This window comes from Streptomyces avermitilis MA-4680 = NBRC 14893 (genome assembly GCF_000009765.2).
GTDB lineage: Bacteria > Actinomycetota > Actinomycetes > Streptomycetales > Streptomycetaceae > Streptomyces > Streptomyces avermitilis.
The window spans coordinates 3,548,827-3,567,275 of sequence record NC_003155.5 but is presented as its reverse complement, the minus strand read 5'-3'; the positions used below and the strand labels follow the sequence as shown (position 1 = coordinate 3,567,275).

Annotated in this window: 3 protein-coding genes; 1 reads left to right on the top strand and 2 read right to left on the bottom strand. The window is 72.9% G+C overall.

Annotation, left to right across the window (positions count from 1 at the left end; all coding sequences use genetic code 11):
* The first annotated feature begins 3 nt into the window (after positions 1-3).
* A complete protein-coding gene (locus SAVERM_RS45325; protein ID WP_010984327.1) occupies positions 4-10,845 on the top strand; it encodes a type I polyketide synthase in 10,842 nt (3,613 codons plus the stop codon).
* Between the two features lie 470 nt (positions 10,846-11,315).
* Here the strand turns inward: SAVERM_RS45325 and SAVERM_RS15035 are convergent, their stop codons facing one another.
* Positions 11,316-12,530 carry a cytochrome P450 gene (locus tag SAVERM_RS15035; protein ID WP_010984326.1) on the bottom strand — a complete coding sequence of 405 codons (1,215 nt, stop codon included), beginning with the start codon at positions 12,528-12,530 and terminating at the stop codon, positions 11,316-11,318.
* A 195-nt stretch (positions 12,531-12,725) separates the two neighbouring features.
* The gene (locus SAVERM_RS15030) at positions 12,726-18,449 is read right to left on the bottom strand and encodes a type I polyketide synthase (RefSeq protein WP_010984325.1); all 5,724 of its coding nucleotides are present in this window, start codon (positions 18,447-18,449) and stop codon (positions 12,726-12,728) included.

Here is an 18,449-nt window from a genome sequence, read left to right as displayed (position 1 = left end):
ACGATGACCGAGGACAAACTCCGTACCTATCTGCGCCGAGTCACGGCCGAACTGCAACAGACTCGACAGCAGCTCCAGGACAGCCAGGACCGGGCGCGGGAACCGCTCGCCGTCGTGGGAATGGCCTGCCGGCTGCCCGGCGGCGTCGACTCACCTGAGCAGCTGTGGCAGATGGTGATGGACGGTGCCGACGGGGTGAGCGGATTCCCCGACGACCGGGGCTGGGACCTCTCCTCGCTCTTCGACAGCGACCCCGACCGGCCGGGGACGACGTACACCCGGGAAGGGGCGTTCCTGCGCGGCGCGGGCGACTTCGACGCCGGCTTCTTCGGGATCTCGCCGCGTGAGGCGCTGACCATGGACCCGCAGCAGCGGCTGCTCCTGGAAACGTCGTGGGAGGCGCTGGAACGGGCGGGCATCGACCCGCACACGCTGCGGGGCAGCCGAACGGGGGTGTTCGTCGGCGGTACGGCCATCGAGCACACGGTCAAGCTGATGAACTCGCCGACCGACCAGGGATACGCGATCACGGGCGGCTCGGCGAGCGTGATGTCCGGCCGGGTGTCCTACGTACTCGGTCTGGAGGGCCCCGCACTCACGGTCGACACGGCGTGCTCGTCCTCGCTGGTCGCCCTGCACTCCGCCGCTCAGTCACTCCGCCAGGGGGACTGCTCACTGGCACTGGCCGGCGGCGTCGCGGTCATGGCCACCTCCTCGGCGTTCGTGACCTTCGCCCGGCAGCGCGGCCTGGCCGCGGACGGCCGGTGCAAGGCCTTCTCCGACGACGCGGACGGGATCGGCTGGGGCGAGGGCGCCGCCGTCGTCCTGCTGGAACGCCTTGCGGACGCGCGGCGCAACGGTCACCCCGTCCTGGCGGTGATCCGCGGGTCGGCGGTGAACCAGGACGGCGCGTCGAACGGTCTGAGCGCGCCGAACGGTCCCTCGCAGCAGCGGGTGATCCGGCAGGCGGTCGCCAACGCCGGACTGGCGCTGGCGGACGTGGACATGGTGGAGGCGCACGGCACGGGGACGTCGCTCGGCGACCCGATCGAGGCACAGGCGCTGCTGGCCACGTACGGCCAGGACCGGCACGACGGCCGGCCGCTCTGGCTCGGCTCGCTCAAGTCGAACATCGCGCACACCCAGGCCGTCTCCGGTGTCGCCGGTGTGATCAAGACCGTGCTCGCGCTGCGGAACGGCGTACTGCCCAAGACCCTGCACGTCGGGAAGCCCAGCACCCAGGTGGACTGGTCGGCGGGTGCGGTGGAGCTGCTGACGGAGGGGCGGGAGTGGCCCGAGACGGGCGGTCCGCGCCGGGCGGGCGTGTCCTCGTTCGGTATCAGCGGCACGAACGCCCACGTGATCCTCGAGCAGGCCCCCGAGGAGGACTCCGCCGAGCCGCAGCCGGTCGACGCGCCGGAGCCGCCCCTCACCACGAGCCCCGCCACCGTGCCGTGGCTGATCTCCGGGCAGACGGAGGCGGCCCTGCGGGCGCAGGCCGGACGACTTCAGGCACACCTCGACGCCCACCCCGGCCTCGGAACCGCGGACGTGGCCCACTCACTCCTGGCGAGCCGGTCGAAACTCGCGCATCGCGCGGTGCTGTTCGCCGGACAGGGCGCACGTAGCGGAGACCGGCCCACCGGACTCACCGCCCTCGCGGACGGACTCGACGTGCCCGGCCTGGTCCGGGGAACCGGCGACGCCGGAACCGGTGTGGTGTTCGTGTTCCCGGGTCAGGGGTCGCAGTGGGTGGGGATGGGGCGGGATTTGTGGGACGCCTCGCCGGTGTTCCGTGCGCGGATGGAGGAGTGCGGCCAGGCGCTGAGTCCGTACGTCGACTGGTCGCTGAGGAATGTGGTGTTCCGGGACGCGGGGGATCCGTTGTGGTCCCGGGTGGATGTGGTGCAGCCGGTGCTGTGGGCGGTGATGGTGTCGCTGGCGGCGGTGTGGCGTTCGTTCGGGGTGGAGCCGGCCGCGGTCGTGGGGCATTCGCAGGGTGAGGTCGCTGCGGCGTGTGTGGCGGGTGGTCTGTCGCTGGAGGATGGGGCGCGGGTGGTGGCCGTGCGGTCGCGGCTGGTGCTGGAGAAGCTGTCCGGCAAGGGCGGGATGGTGTCCGTTGCGCTGCCGGTGGAGGGCGTCGAGGAGCGTCTCGCCCGGTTCGAGGGCCGGATCGGTGTCGCGGCCGTCAACGGGCCCGGCTCCGCCGTCGTCTCCGGTGAGCCCGACGCACTCGACGAACTCCTCGCGGAATGTGAGGAGTCGGGGGTGCGGGCCCGTCGTATCGCGGTGGACTACGCCTCCCACTCCGCGCAGGTGGATGCCCTCAACGACGACCTGCTCGCCGAACTCGCCGACATCCGGCCCAAGTCGTCCGCCGTCGCCTTCTACTCGACGGTGACCGGGGAGCGGCTGGACACCTCCGGGCTCGACGCGCGGTACTGGGTGACGAATCTGCGGGAGCGGGTCCGGTTCGAGCCGGTGGTGCGGCTGCTCGCCGAACAGGAATACCAGGTCTTCGTCGAGTCCAGCCCCCACCCCGTACTGACCGTGGCGATCCAGGAAACCCAGGAAGGCGTGTTCGGCACCGGTACCGCTGTGGGGTCGCTGCGCCGTGACGAGGGCGGTGCGGACCGCTTCCTGACGTCGCTCGCGGAGGCTTACGTGGCGGGCGCTCCCGTCGACTGGTCGGTGCTGTTCGCCGGGATGCCGGTGCGCCGGGTCGATCTGCCGACGTACGCCTTCCAGCACGAGCGCTACTGGATCGAGGACGTGGTGGCGCCCGGTGCGGACGGCGTCGTCGATCCGGTGGACGCGGCCTTCTGGGGCGCGGTGGAGAACGCGGACCTCCAAGGCATGGCCGCGCTCGTCGACGGCGCGGAGCCTGAGGTGTGGGAGCCGGTGGTCCCGGCGTTGTCGGCTTGGCGCCGGGGGCGTCAGGAGCGGTCGGTGCTGGATTCGTGGCGGTATCGGACGGTGTGGCGTTCGGTGACGGTGCCGTCGGTGGGCCGGTTGTCGGGGACGTGGCTGGTGGTGACGCCGGGTGGCGCGGGGCCGGTCGAGGAGGTCCGGCGGGCGCTGGAGGCGGCCGGCGCCGAGGTCGTCGTACTGGCGTGGGAGGCGGAGGAGGGCCGTGAGGCTCTGGCCGGGCGCCTTACCGGAGCCGGTGAGGTGTCGGGTGTGGTGTCGCTGTTGGGTTGGGATGAGGAGGCCGCGCCTGTCGCGACGGTGACGCTCGTCCAGGCTTTGGCGGATGCCGGGGTCGAGGCGCCGTTGTGGGTGTTGACGCAGGGTGCCGCGTCGGTGGGTGCGGAGGATGTGGTGCACCCGGTGCAGACGCAGGTGTGGGCGCTGGGTCAGGTGGCCGGTCTGGAGCAGCCGGGCAGTTGGGGTGGTCTGGTCGATGTGCCGGGGGTGTGGGACGAGCGGGTTGCTTCCGGGCTGACTGCCGTGTTGGCGGCGGGGGAGGGTGAGGATCAGGTAGCGGTGCGGTCGTCGGGTGCGTATGCCCGGCGTCTGGTGCGGGCTCCGCTGGGTGCGAACCCGGCACCCGTACGCGACTGGAACCCTCACGGCACGGTGCTGATCACCGGCGGCACCGGTGGCATCGGTGCGCATCTGGCCCGTTGGCTGGCGAAGGAGGGCGCCGAGCGTCTGCTGCTGGTCAGCCGTAGTGGCGAGCAGGCAGAAGGTGCTGCCGAACTGGCCACGGAGTTGGGCGGTTTGGGTGCGGAGGTGACGTTCGCCGCGTGCGACGTGAGCGACCGCGACGCCCTCGGCCACGTGATCGCCGGCATCCCGGCGGAGCACCCCCTCACCGCCGTCTTCCACACCGCCGGCGTATCCGGTTACGCGGAACTCGCCACCGCCACCCCCGAGCACTACGAGACGGTCCTTTCCGCCAAGACGCGGGGCGCCCGCAACCTCGACGCCCTGACCGCGGAGCTGACCCTGGAGGCGTTCGTCCTGTTCTCCTCCGGCGCCGCCGTGTGGGGCAGCGCGGGAACCGGTGCGTACGCCGCGGCGAACGCCTATCTGGACGGGCTGGCGTGGAACCGGCGGGCGCGCGGTCTGGTCGCGACGTCCGTGTCGTGGGGCGGCTGGAAAGCCACCGGCATGGCGGCCGACGGCACCGAGGAGCAGTTGGCGCGCCGCGGTGTGCGGGCGATGGAACCGGCACTGGCCATCAAGGCCCTGCGACAGGCGCTGGAGCAGGACGAGACGGCGCTGACCGTCACCGACATGGACTGGGCGCGCTTCACCCCCGGCTACACCATCGCCCGGCGCCGCCCGCTGATCGAGGACATCCCCGAAGTCGCCCGCGCGCTGAGCGAGGACTCCGAGCCCGCGCCCGACGACGGCACCGACTCCGCCCTGCGCCAGACCCTGGCCGGGCTCACCGCCCCCGAACAGCACGACCGGCTGCTCGAACTCGTCCGCTCCGAAGCGGCGACCGTGCTCACCCACCGGACGACGGACGACATCACGGCCGGGCGGCCGTTCCGGGACCTCGGATTCGACTCCCTGACCGCGATGGAACTGCGCAACCGGCTGAACACGGCCACCGGCCTGCGCCTGCCCGCCACCCTCGTCTTCGACCACCCCACACCGCAGCGTCTCGCCGGGCACCTGCACGAGAAGCTCTTCGACAGCGCCACGGAGACGGCACTGCCGGTCCTGCGGACGACCGACGACGACCCGATCGTGATCGTGGGCATGGCCTGCCGCTTCCCCGGCGGGGTGCGCGGTCCCGAGGACCTCTGGCGTCTGCTCGTCGACAGCCGCGACGAGATGACGGACTTCCCCGCCGACCGAGGCTGGCACGGCCTGGCCATGAACGCCTTCATCGAGGAGTCCGGCGGAGCCCGGCAGGGTGCCTTCCTGGCCGAGGCCGGCGACTTCGACGCGGCGTTCTTCGGGATCTCGCCGCGTGAGGCACTGGCGATGGATCCGCAGCAGCGGTTGTTGCTGGAGACCTCGTGGGAGGCGCTGGAACGCGCCGGGTTCGATCCGGTCGGCCTGCGCGGCAGCCGCACCGGCGTCTTCGTCGGCGGCACCCCGCAGGAGTACACGACCGTCCTGATGAACTCGTCCGAGGCAGGCGGCGGTTACGCCCTCACCGGGGCGTCGGGCAGCGTGATGTCGGGCCGGGTCGCCTATGCCCTGGGCCTGGAGGGCCCGGCCGTCACGGTCGACACCGCGTGCTCCTCCTCGCTGGTCAGCCTGCACCTGGCAGGGCAGGCGCTGCGGGGCGGCGAGTGCGACCTGGCGCTGGTCGGCGGTGTGACCGTCATGGCCACGCCGGGAGCCTTCGTCGAGTTCTCGCGGCAGGGCGGTCTCGCGGGAGACGGCCGGTGCAAGGCGTTCGCCGCCGGTGCCGACGGCACGGGCTGGGGCGAGGGTGTCGGGATGCTGGCCGTGCAGCGGCTTTCGGACGCGGTGCGGGACGGGCGTCCGGTGCTGGCGGTGGTGCGGGGTTCGGCGGTGAACTCGGACGGTGCGTCGAACGGTCTGACGGCGCCGAACGGTCCGTCGCAGCAGCGGGTGATCCGGCAGGCGCTCGCTTCGGCCGGGTTGTCGGCGGCGGACGTGGACATGGTGGAGGCGCACGGCACGGGGACGTCGCTCGGCGACCCGATCGAGGCACAGGCGTTGCTGGCGACGTACGGTCAGGACCGTCCGGCGGACCGTCCGCTGTGGCTGGGTTCGGTGAAGTCGAACATCGGCCACACCCAGTACGCCGCCGGTGTCGCCGGTGTCATCAAGTCCGTACTGGCCCTGCGCAACGGCCTGTTGCCCAAGACCCTGCACGTGGACGAGCCGACCCCCGAGGTGGACTGGTCCGCGGGCGCGGTGGAGCTGCTGACGGAGGGGCGGGAGTGGCCGGAGACCGACGGGCCGCGCCGGGCGGGCGTGTCCTCGTTCGGGATCAGCGGCACGAACGCGCACGTGATTCTGGAGCAGGCGCCGTCGGTCGAGGAACGGACGCCGGTGTCTGCGGTTGACGGGTTGCTGGTGCCGTGGGTGGTGTCGGCGCGGTCGGAGGAGGCGTTGCGGGCGCAGGCCCGACGGCTTGCCGACCACGTACGGGGGAGCGATCTGCGGCCGGCCGACGTGGGTCTGTCGTTGGCGGTGACGCGTGCGGGTCTGGAGCACCGGGCTGTTCTGACGGGGCGGGATCGGGAGGACTTCCTGGTCCAGTTGGCCGCGTTGGCGGAGGGTGCGGGCGCGGCGGGGATGGTGCGGGGTGTGGCCGGGGAGGGCGGGACGGCGTTCCTGTTCACCGGTCAGGGTGCGCAGCGGCTTGGTATGGGGCGTGAGCTGTACGAGCGTTTCCCGGTGTTCGCGGCTGCGTTCGACGGGGTGTGTGCGCAGTTGGATCTGTTGCTGGAGCGGCCGGTGAAGGAGGTCGTGTTCACCGATGCGCCGGCGTTGGACCGGACGGTGTTCACGCAGGCCGGTTTGTTCGCGTTGGAGGTGGCGCTGTTCGAGCTGGTGGGTTCGTGGGGTGTGCGGGCGGATGTGCTGCTGGGGCATTCGATCGGTGAGCTGGCGGCGGCGTATGTGGCGGGGGTGTGGTCGCTGGCGGATGCGTGCCGGATCGTGGCGGCGCGGGGCCGGTTGATGCAGGCGCTGCCGGAGGGCGGTGCGATGGTCGCTGTCGAGGCGGCCGAGGACGAGCTGCCGGTGCTTCCCGGGGGTGTGTCGGTGGCTGCGGTGAACGGGCCCCGTTCGCTGGTGCTGTCCGGTGATGAGGAGCCGGTGACCGCGCTCGCCCAAGCGTTTGCTGAACAGGGCAGGCGGACCAAGCAGTTGGCGGTCAGTCACGCCTTCCACTCCGCGCGGATGGAGCCGATGCTGGCGGAGTTCGCGGAGACGCTCGCCGCGGTGGAGTTCCGTCCGCCGCGTATCCCGGTGGTGTCGAATGTGACGGGTGGGATGGCGGACGCCGAGTTCACCACTCCCGCCTACTGGGTGCGGCATGTGCGGGAGGCCGTTCGTTTCGCCGATGGTGTGGCGACGGTGCTGGCGCGGGGTGTGGACAGGTTCCTCGAGCTGGGTCCGCGGGGTGCGCTGACCGCGATGGCCGAGGAGACCCTCGACCACACCGGCGCCGACGCCGTGTGCGTGCCCGTACTGCACCCCGAACGCCCCGAAGCGGACTGCCTGACCCTCGCGCTCGGCCGGATCCACGCGAGCGGTGCCCCGGTCGACTGGTCCGGGCTGTTCGCCGGCACCGGCGCCCGCACCGTCGGACTGCCCACCTACGCCTTCCAGCACAAGCGCTACTGGCTGGACTCGCGCACGACCGGCAGCGGCGACCCCGCGAGCATCGGACTGACGGCGACCGGACACCCGCTGCTCGGCGCCGGAGTGGCGCTGCCCGACTCGGACGGATTCCTGTTCACCGGCAGGCTCTCCCTGGCCACGCAGCCCTGGATCACCGATCACGCGATGCTGGGCACCGCGCTGCTGCCGGGTACCGCGTTCGTGGAACTCGCGCTGCGCGCCGGCGGACAGGTGGGCTGCGAGCTGATCGAGGAACTCACCCTGGAGGCACCACTGGTGCTGGGCGAGCAGGGCGGTCGCGCCGTCCAGGTGCTGGTCGGCGGCCTCGACGAGACCGGCCGGCGCGCCATCACCCTGCACTCGAGGCCCGACGGCGAAGGCGACGACCAGCCCTGGCTGAGGCACGCCAGCGGCGTACTCGCCGAGAACACGGGAGCGGAACCCGACGCGGAGCCGATGACGGTATGGCCGCCCGACGGCTCCACCGCCGTCGCCGTCGAGGACTTCTACCCGGACATGGCCGAGGCCGGATTCACCTACGGCCCGGTCTTCCAGGGCCTGCGGGCACTGTGGACCAAGGACGGAGACCTGTACGCCGAGGTTCGGCTCCCCGAGGAGGCGGGCGACGCCGACAGCGGTTTCGGAGTGCACCCGGCCCTGCTGGACGCCGCACTCCAGCCACTCGCCCTGGGCGTCCTCGGCGGCACCCCCGACCGGGAGGCGGTCAAGGGAGGCATGCCGTTCGCCTGGACCGGAGTACGACTGCACGCCACCCACGCCACCGTCGCCCGCGTCCACCTCGCTCCGGTGGGCCGGGGCGAAGTGTCCGTCCTGGTCAACGACGAGTCAGGACTGCCGATCGCCACGGTCGGGTCGCTCACGATGCGGGACCCCGCGCTGGAACAGTTCACCGCCTCCGCACCCCGCCAGGACGCGCTGTTCGACCTGAAGTGGACCCCGGTGCCCCTCGGCTCCCGAGAGGTCTCCGGCGAATGGGCGATGCTCGGCTTCGACCCGCTGGAGATCCGCCCGCGGCTCGTCGAAGCCGGCCTGACCGGGACGCCGTACCTCGACCCGCAATCCCTGATCGACACCGTGGAGTCGGGCAAGCCCGCCCCCTCCGTGGTGGCGATGTCCTGCTTCGGCGGGGACCAGGGCGGCATCGTCGCCGCCACCCATGACGCCGTACACCGGGTACTGGAGGTCATTCAGCACTGGCTCGCCGACGAACGCCTCACAGGCTCCAAGCTGTTGCTGCTGACCCGGGGCGCCGTCCCGGCCGCCGGCACGGACCGTACCGAGGACGTGGCGGCCTCGGCCGTGTGGGGCCTGGTGCGGACGGCACAGTCGGAGCACCCGGACCGGATCGTCCTGATCGACCTCGACGACGACCCCGCCTCCTACCGGGCCCTGCCCAAGGCGCTCGGCACCGGTGAACCGCAACTCGCCCTGCGCGCCGGCTCGCCCTGCGTGCCCCGGCTGGCCAGGCACACCGGACCGGCGGACGGCGCCCCTGGCTTCGGCCCCGACGGCACCGTGCTGGTCACCGGCGGCACCGGAGCGCTCGGCGCGGTGGTCGCGCGTCACCTCGTGACCGCACACGGCGTCCGGCATCTGGTGCTGGCCGGCCGCCGCGGCGAGCGCGCGCCCGGCGCGGCCGCCCTGCTGGCCGAACTCACCGAACTCGGCGCCGACACCCGCATCCTGGCCTGCGACGTCTCGGACCGGGACGCACTCGCCGTGCTGCTGCGGGACATCCCGGCCGACCGGCCGCTGACCGCGGTCGTGCACACCGCGGGTGTGCTGGCGGACGGCACGGTCGAGTCGCTCACCCCGGACCGGTTCGACACCGTCCTGCGGGCCAAGGCCGACGCGGCCTGGCATCTGCACGAGCTGACCCAGGACGCCCCGCTGCGGGAGTTCGTGCTCTTCTCCTCGGCCGCCGGACTGCTCGGCAGCCAGGGGCAGGGCAACTACGCGGCGGCGAACTCGTTCCTGGACGCCCTCGCCGCGCACCGCCGCGAGGCCGGACTGCCCGGCACCGCCCTCGCCTGGGGCTGGTGGGAGCAGCCCGGCGGCATGGGCGGCGACCTCGGCCGGGCCGAACGCGCCCGGATGGCCCGCGGCGGGGTCACCCCCTTCACCGCCGAGTCCGGCATGGAGGCCTTCGACCGGGCCCTCGGCGCCGGCCAGGAAGCCCTCCTCGTACCGATGCGGCTGAACACCACGGCGGCGCGGGCGGCGAGCGAGCAGCAGGTACCCCCGCTGCTGCGCGGCCTGGTGCGCGCTCCGCAGCGGCGGGCCGCCCGGTCCGACGTACGGGCCACCTCGCACCTGCACGAGCAACTGGCCGCGGCGGACCAGGCGGAACGGCAGGCCCTGCTGGCCGAGCTGATCCGCGGCGAGGTCGCGCAGGTGCTCGGGCACTCCGGTGCCGAGGCGATCGAGGACGGCCACGGCTTCGTGGAGCTGGGCTTCGACTCGCTGACCTCGGTCGAACTGCGCAACCGGCTCAACGAGCGCACCGGGCTGCGCCTCGCGTCCACGGTCGTCTTCGACCATCCGACGCCCCTCGCGCTCGCCGCCGAACTCAGCGAGCAGCTGGGCACCCCGGCGGCACCGATGGCCGCCGCTCCGGCGGCGGGGCAGGCGGCCGCCGGGCCGGCCGAGGACACCGGGAGCGGCCGTGGCGCGGACGCGCTCGGCGACCTGGCGGTGATCAACGGAGTGGAGGCGCTGTACCGGCGCTCGAACGAGCTGGGCCGGCTCGACCTCGGCCACAGCGTGCTGCGGAACTCGGTCGACCTGCGGGTGAGCTTCTCCGACCCGCAGGAGGTCAAGGGCGGCCCGAGCCTCGTCCGGCTCGGTGAGGGGGCGCAGTACCCGAAGATCATCGGGTTCCCCTCACAGTCCGTGTGGGCGAGCAACCAGGAACTGGTCAGCATGGCCACGCCGTTGCGCGGAACCCGTGACGTGTGGTCGCTGATGCTCCCCGGCTTCGTCACCGGGCAGCCGGTCGCGGCCGACGTGGACGCGGCGGCCGAGTACGCCCTGCGGCTCATCGAGGAACTGGTCGACGGCGAACCGTTCGTGCTGGCCGGCCGCTCCTCCGGAGGCCGGATCGCCCACGAGGTCACGTCCAGGCTGGAGGACCGGGGACTGGCGCCCCGGGGCCTGGTCCTGATCGACAGCTACATGGCCGGCTACGACGCCACCTCGTACATCGTGCCGGTGATGGAGTCGAAGGCCGTCGAGCTGGAGAAGGACTTCGGGCAGATGACCGGGACGAGGCTCACGGCGATGGCCGCGTACTTCGGCATGTTCGAGCACTGGCAGCCCAAGGAGATCGCGACGCCGACCCTGCTCGTACGGGCCTCGGAGTGCTACGGCATCGAGCCGGGCGAGGTGCAGCCGCCGGCCGAGCAGTGGCAGGCCGCCTGGCCGCTTCCCCACGAAGCGATCGACGTGCCGGGCAACCACTACACGATGCTGGAGGGCAACGGAGACGTCACGGCGGCCGCCGTGCACGAGTGGCTGACGCGCCACGAGGCGTAGGCCCCTCCTCCGGCCGACGGGCCGTGCTCCTTCACCGGAGCACGGCCCGTCGCATACACCGGTACGCCGGCACGCGGGCATGCCGGGTGCCCGCGCTGAGGGGGAGCGGGGGGCAGGGCGGGAGCCGACGGCTCATGCCCTGCGGCTCGTGCCCTGCGGCTCGTGCCCTGCGGCTCGGGGCCGCCAGCTACCGACCTGCGGCTCCTGCCCGCCGACTCCTGGCCGCCGGCTCGTGCCCGGCAGGGCGCTGGCCTCCGCCCGACGACTCCAACCCTGGGGCCGCTCCAGCCCGTTGACCTCTCCACCGGCTCCCGCCCGGCGACCCCCGCCCGGCGGCTCACGCCCGGCGACTCCTACCCTGCGGCTCCCGCCCACTGTCCTCTGTCCTCTGCCGGCAGGCAGAAGTCAGCGGGCCCAGCAGGTTGGTGAACCTGCTGGGCCCGCTGGTCGCCGCGGTGCGGTGCCGGATGTCACCAGGTGATGGGCAGGCTCTCGAGGCCGCGGATGATCGACGCGGACTTGAGCCGCAGCTCCGACTCCGGCACCGCGAGCCGCACCTGGGGCATCCGGTCCAGGATCGCGCCGAGCGCCTCCTGGAGCTCGATGCGGGCGAGCTGCGCCCCGAGGCAGTGGTGGATACCGGCGCCGAAGGCCAGATGCGGATTGTTCTCCCGCGTCACGTTCAGCCGCTCGCCGTCCTCGAACACCTCGGGGTCCCGGTTCGCGGTGGCGACCGCGGGCAGGACCACCGCGCCGGCGGGCAGCACCTGGCCGCCGCTCAGCTCCACCTCCGCCGTGGTGAGCCGGGGAATGATGCCGCCGGTCGTGGTGAGCGGAACGAAGCGGAGCAGCTCGTCGACGGCCTTCGGGATCGCCTCGCGGTTGTCCCGCAGCTTGTCGAGCTCCTCGGGATTGTGCAGCAGCGTCACCAGGAACATGCTGATCTGGTTGGCGGTCGTCTCGTGGCCCGCGCTGAGAATGCCGATGCTCAGCGCGATGATCTCGCGCTCGGTGAGCGTGCTGTCCCCGTCGCTGATCGCGATCAGCTCACTGATCAGGTCGTCGGCGGGATTCTCCCGCTTCACCGCGATGAGTTCGCCGAAGTAGTTCACCAACGAGACCGTCGCGGCCTCCTTCTCCACCACCTGCTGCCAGTCCCCGAGCAGCGCGTTCGACCAGGCGTGGAAGGTGTCCTGGTCCCCGGCCGGTACGCCGAGGAGTTCGCAGATCACCCGGACCGGCAGCGGCACGGAGAAGTTCTTGACCAGGTCCACCGGGCGGGGCAGCGTCTCCAGCTCGTCGAGCAGCTGGCCGACCAACTCCGTGATGCGGGGCCGCAGCGTCTCCACCCGCCTCGCGGTGAACGCCTTGGTCACCAGCTTGCGCAGCCGCGTGTGCTCCGGCGCGTCCATGCCGACGAGCGACTCGTTCATCAGCTTGCCGGTCTCGGTCTCCGACATCGCGGCGGCCGCGGTGGCCATCACCTTGCTGCTGAACCGGGAGTCGACCAGCACCTTGCGGACATCGGCGTGCTTGGTCACCATCCATCCGCTGATGCCGTCGGGGAACTTCACCTCCACCACGGACTGGCCGTCGCGGATCTCCGCCAGCTCGGGAGGCAGCTCGCAGACCGACGGCGGGTCGGGGAACGGGAACGCGATGGGCTCGGAAGGCGCTTCGGCCATGGAAAGCTCTCCAGATTCGTGAGGGTTGTCAGACGTGGCGAGGGTTATCAGACGTGGCGAGGGTTGTCGGACATGGCGAGGGTTGTCGGACGTGGCGAGGGTTCACAGGCCTCCGTGCGTGCAGGCTATGCACGCCCCGCCCCTAGCCCCGTCCCCTATGGGGCCCCACTCGCACAACGTGCCGGACGGGCCCGGCTATTGAGCGGTGGTGCTCGCGGTGGAGCTCGCGGTGGTGCTCCTGGCCATGGCGAGCAGCGCGGCCACGTCCATGGACTTGATCTCGTCGCTGCGGTCGGCCGCCTCCGGCTGCGCCCCGCCGTCGTCGGCGAGGGCCAGCAGCGTGTCGAGCAGTCCGTGCTCGCGCAGCCGGGCGAGCGGGATGGACAGCAGGGTGCGGCGCACGGCCGCCTCCCGGTCGTCCTCGGGCCGCGCGGCCGGTTCGGTGCCGTCCGGGACCAGCTTCCCCGCCAGCAACTCCACCAGTTCGCCCAGCGTCGGATAGTCGAAGACCAGGCTCACGGGCAGTCGGAGTCCGGTCGCCGCGTTCAGCCGGTTGCGCAGCTCCACCGCGGTCAGTGAGGTGAAGCCGAGGTCGCGGAACGGCCGGTCCGTCTCGATCCGGTCCGAGGAGGCGTGCCCGAGCACGGCGGCGATCCGGTCGCGTACGAGGGCCAGCAGGGTCTCCTGCCGCTCGACCGGCATCAGCTCCGCGAGCCGACGCCGCAGTTGGGCGCCCGAGTCCTGACCGCCGGCCTCCGCCGTCCGCCGGGCCGGGCCGCGGAAGAGCCCCCGGAGCACCGGCGGCAGGGAGCCGGCGGCGGCCTGGGCGCGCAGCGCGGCCCCGTTGAGGCGAGCGGGGAACACCACGGGCTCGGCGCAGCGCCAGCCGAGGTCGAACAGGGCGAGGCCCTCGTCGGAGGGCAGCGCGGACACCCCGCGCATGGGAGTGCCCGCCGAGGCCGCGTCGGTCAGACCGCCGCCCATGCCGCGCTCGGCCGCCCACAGCCCCCAGCCCAGCGAGGTGGCCGGCAGACCGCGCCCGCGCCGGTGCCGGGCGAGCGCGTCCAGGAACGTGTTGGCGGCCGCGTAGTTGCCCTGCCCGGTGCCGCCGAGGGTGCCCGCGATCGAGGAGAACAGGACGAAGGCGGACAGGTCCAGGCCCTCGGTCAGCTCGTGCAGATGCACCGCCGCGTCCACCTTGGCGCGGAAGACCCGGTCGATCAGCTCCGGGGTCAGCGCTGCCAGCAGCGCGTTCTCGGCGGTTCCGGCGCAGTGCACCACCGCGGTCAGCGGATGTGCGGCGGGAATCCCGGCGAGTACGGCGGCCAGCGCCTCGCGGTCCGCGGCGTCGCAGGCGACCAGCGTCACCGTGGCGCCCAGCTTCTCCAGCCGGCCGACCAGCTCCTCGGCGCCCTCCGCCTCCGGGCCGCGCCGGCTCAGCAGCAACAGGTGGCGTACGCCGTGCCGTTCGGCGAGATGGCCGGCGACCAGCGTGCCCAGACCGCCCGTCGCCCCGGTCACGAGCACCGTGCGGGACGGGTCGAGCGCGTCGAGTCCCGTACCGGGCACGTCGAGTCCCGTACCGGGCACGTCGTCGAGTCCCGTACCCCCCGTACCGGGCCGCGTACCGGGCGTCGGGTCGGGGAGCTCGGTGACCGCCATCCGGCTCAACCGCGGGACCAGCGCGGACCCGCCGCGCAACGCGATCTCGGGTTCTCCCGACGCGACCGCGCCCGGCACGGACCGTCCGGACTCGGGGTCGCCGTCGGTGTCCAGCAGCACGAAACGCCCCGGATTCTCCGACTGGACCGACCGCACGAGGCCCCACAGCGGGGCGGAGCCGAGGCCGGTCACCGGATCGTCCGCCGAGGTGCCCACCGCGTCCCTGGTGACCACCACCAGCGGCACCGGGGCGAGCCGTTCGTCGAGGTCCTCGGAGACCCACGCCCGCGCCGACTCCAGCACCCGCGCGGCACGTTCCCGGGCGACGGCGGGATGCCCGTCGTCGTCGCGGCCCCCGGCCGCCGGATCCAGGACGACGAAGCCGGGCACGGGGTCACCCGCGGCGACCGACGCCGCGAGCGCGTCCAGGTCGGCGTGGCACACGGCACCGGAGTCCGGGCCCGCCCACGACGGCCGGTCCCCCAGCACCGCCCAGGGCACGGCACCGACGGCGGGCAACGGAACCGGCGTCCACGTCAGGGACAGCAGCGAGGAGTGCGCGGCGGCCGGCGGCCGGGCCCCCGGCTCCGTCACGTCGACCGGCCGCAGCAGCAGCGAACCGACCGTGACGACCGGGGCACCGGTGCCGTCGGCGGCGTACAGCGACACGGCGTTCGCCCCCGCCGGCGTCAGGGTCACCCGCAAAGCGGTGGCACCGGTGGCGTGCACGGACACACCGTTCCAGGCGAACGGGCGCAGCGGCTGCCCGCCGGTGTCCAGCAGTTCGCCCAGGCCCACCGCGTGCAGCGCCGCGTCGAGCAGCGCCGGATGCAGCAGGTACTCACCCGCCTGCTCGTGCAGTTCCTGGGGGAGCCGTACCTCCGCGAAGACCTTCCGGTCCCGGGTCCAGGCAGCCCGCAGCCCATGGAAGGCGGGCCCGTAGGCGAACGGCCCGTCCGCCAACTGCCCGTACAGGTCGCCGAGTTCGACCGGCTCGGCACCGCGCGGCGGCCAGACGGCCGGTGCCGCCTCCGGTACGGGACCGGCCGGGCACAGGACGCCCGTGCCGTGCCGCGTCCAGGCGGCCGCCGCGATCTCGTCGTCCGCGCGGGCGAAGAACCCGATCTCGCGCCGCCCGGTCTCGTCCGGTGCGCTCACCGTGAGCTGGAGGTCCAGGCCACCGGTCTCGGGCAGCGTGAGGGGGGCCTGCATGGTCAGTTCCTCGATGTGCGGGCACTCGACGAGGTCGCCCGCCGTCGCGGCCAGCTCCACGAACGCGGTTCCCGGCAGCGGGACCGTGCCCATGACCCGGTGGTCGGCCAGCCAGGGGTGCTCGCGCAGGGAGACCCGGCCGGTCAGTACGAGGCCGTCGGACTCGGCGGGCTCCACGGCGGCCCCGAGCAGCGGATGTCCGGGGGAGCGCAGACCGACGGACGTCACGTCGCCGGACCCGGCGGACGGCAGGCGCAGCCAGTACCGCTGCCGCTGGAAGGCGTACGTGGGCAGGTCCACCGGCCGCGCGCCGGTGCCGTCGAACACCCGCGCCCAGTCGACGGGCGCGCCCGCGACGTACGCCTCGGCCAGCGAGGTCAGCAGCCGGCCGAGGCCTCCCTCGTCGCGGCGCACGGAGCCGGACACCTGGGCCATGACGCCCGCCGCGTCGATGACCTCTTGAACGGCCATGGTCACCACGGGATGGGGGCTGATCTCCAGCAGGTTCCGGTGCCCCTCGTCGAGGGTGGCGCGCACCGCGGCCTCGAAGGCGACGGTCTCCCGCATGTTGCGCAGCCAGTAGCGGGCGTCGAGCCCGGAGGTGTCCACCTGCTCGCCGGTCACCGTGGAGTGGAAGGCGACGGTGGACGACTTGGGCCGGATGTCGGCGAGTTCGGCGAGCAGGTCGTCGTTGAGGGCGTCGACCTGCGCGGAGTGGGAGGCGTAGTCCACCGCGATACGACGGGCCCGTACCCCCGACTCCTCACATTCCGCGAGGAGTTCGTCGAGTGCGTCGGGCTCACCGGAGACGACGACGGAGGTGGGCCCGTTGACGGCCGCGACACCGATCCGGCCCTCGAACCGCGCCAGCCGCTCCTCGACGTCCCCGACCGGCAGCGCAACGGACACCATGCCGCCCTTACCGGACAGCTTCTCCAGCACCAGCCGCGACCGCACCGCCACCACCCGGGCGCCATCCTCCAGCGACAGACCACCGGCCACGCACGCCGCAGCGACCTCACCCTGCGAATGCCCCACGACAGCGGCCGGCTCCACCCCGAACGAACGCCACACCGCCGCCAGCGAAACCATCACCGCCCACAACACCGGCTGCACCACATCCACCCGAGACCACAACGGATCCCCCGCGTCCCGGAACACCACATCCCTCAACGACCAGTCGACGTACGGACTCAGCGCCTGGCCGCACTCCTCCATCCGCGCACGGAACACCGGCGAGGCGTCCCACAACTCCCGCCCCATCCCCACCCACTGCGACCCCTGACCCGGGAACACGAACACCACACCTGACTCGGCGGCACGCCCCGCCACCACGCCGGCGCCGACGGCGGCCCCCTCGGCCACCGACCGCAACCCCGCGACCAGTTCCGTCCGGTCGGCTCCCAGCACCACCGCCCGCTGCTCGAACGCCGACCGCGTCCGCGCCAGCGCGAGGCCCACGTCCAGCGGCTCCAGGTCAGGACGCTCCGAGAGACGGTCCAGCAACCGCTGGGCCTGCGCACGCAGCGCGGCCTCACCCCGCCCGGAGATCGCCCAGGGGATCAACGGCGGCGTCACGACCGCACCGTGCTCCTCCGACTTCGACTGCGACTCCGACTCCGTCTCCGAGTCCGTTGCCGAGTCCGTCGCCCCGGCCGCTTCGGGCGCCTGCTCCAGGATCAGATGCGCGTTGGTGCCGCTGACGCCGAAGGAGGACACGGCGGCCCGGCGGGGGCGGCCGTGGCCGGGCCACGGGCGGTTCTCGGTCAGCAGTCGCACCGCACCCGAGGACCAGTCCACGTGCGGCGTCGGCTCGTCCACGTGCAGGGTCTTCGGCATGACGCCGTGCCGCAGCGCCATGACCGTCTTGATCACGCCGCTGACGCCGGCCGCGTACTGGGTGTGGCCGATGTTGGACTTGATGGAGCCCAGCCACAGGGGCCGGTCGGCCGGCCGGTCCTGGCCGTAGGTGGCCAGCAGCGCTCGTGCCTCGATGGGGTCACCGAGTTTCGTACCGGTGCCGTGCGCCTCCACCACGTCGATGTCCGCGGTGGCCAGCCCGGCGTCGTCGAGGGTGCGCAGGATGAGGCGGCGCTGCGCGGGGCCGCTGGGCGCGGTGAGGCCGTTGCTGGCCCCGTCCTGGTTGATGCCGGTCTCCCGTACGACGGCCAGCACCGGGTGTCCGGCGCGCCGGGCGTCGGAGAGCCGTTCGAGGACGAGGACACCGACCCCCTCGCCCCAGCCGGTGCCGTCGGCGTCGGACGAGAACGCCTTGCAGCGGCCGTCGGAGGCCAGCCCGCCCTGGCGGGAGAACTCGGGGAACGCGCCGGGCGTCGCGAGGACCGAGACACCGCCGGCCAGGGCCAGCGAGATCTCGTCCTTGCGCAGCGCCTGCACGGCCAGATGCATGGAGACCAGCGAGGACGAGCAGGCCGTGTCCACCGTGACCGCGGGCCCCTCCAGACCGAGCACGTACGAGACCCGGCCGGAGAGCACGCTGCTGGAGGTGCCGGTCAGCATGTAGCCGTCCAGTGCCTGCGGCGACGCGGCCAGCAGACCGGCGAAGTCCCCGCCCGTACCGCCGAAGTACACCCCGGTGACGCTGCCGCGCAGGGATCGCGGGTCCACCCCGGCCCGCTCCAGCGCCTCCCACGAGGTCTCCAGGAGCAGCCGCTGCTGGGGGTCCGTCGCGATCGCCTCGCGCGGGGAGATCCCGAAGAAGTCCGCGTCGAACTCGCCCGCGCCGTGCAGGAATCCGCCCTCCAGTGTGGTGGAGGCGCCGGACTCCTCGGCGTCGGTGCGGTACAGCCGGTCCAGGTCCCAGCCGCGGTCGTCGGGGAAGCCCGAGATCGCGTCCACGCCCTCGGACACCATGTGCCACAGGTCTTCCGGGGTCTGGGCCCCGCCGGGGAACCGGCACGCCATGCCGACGATCGCGATCGGCTCGCGCGCCTTGTCCTCGACCTCGCGCAGCCGGCGCTGGAGTCCGCGTGCCTCGGTGACGGCCCGCTTGAGGTAGTCGCGGAACTTCTCCTCGTCGGACAT

Excerpts from the sequence above, each read along its gene's own strand:
- SAVERM_RS45325 (WP_010984327.1), top strand. The coding sequence starts at position 4 with ATGACCGAGGACAAACTCCGTACCTATCTGCGCCGAGTCACGGCCGAA.
- SAVERM_RS15035 (WP_010984326.1), bottom strand. The coding sequence starts at position 12,530 with ATGGCCGAAGCGCCTTCCGAGCCCATCGCGTTCCCGTTCCCCGACCCG.
- SAVERM_RS15030 (WP_010984325.1), bottom strand. The coding sequence starts at position 18,449 with ATGTCCGACGAGGAGAAGTTCCGCGACTACCTCAAGCGGGCCGTCACC.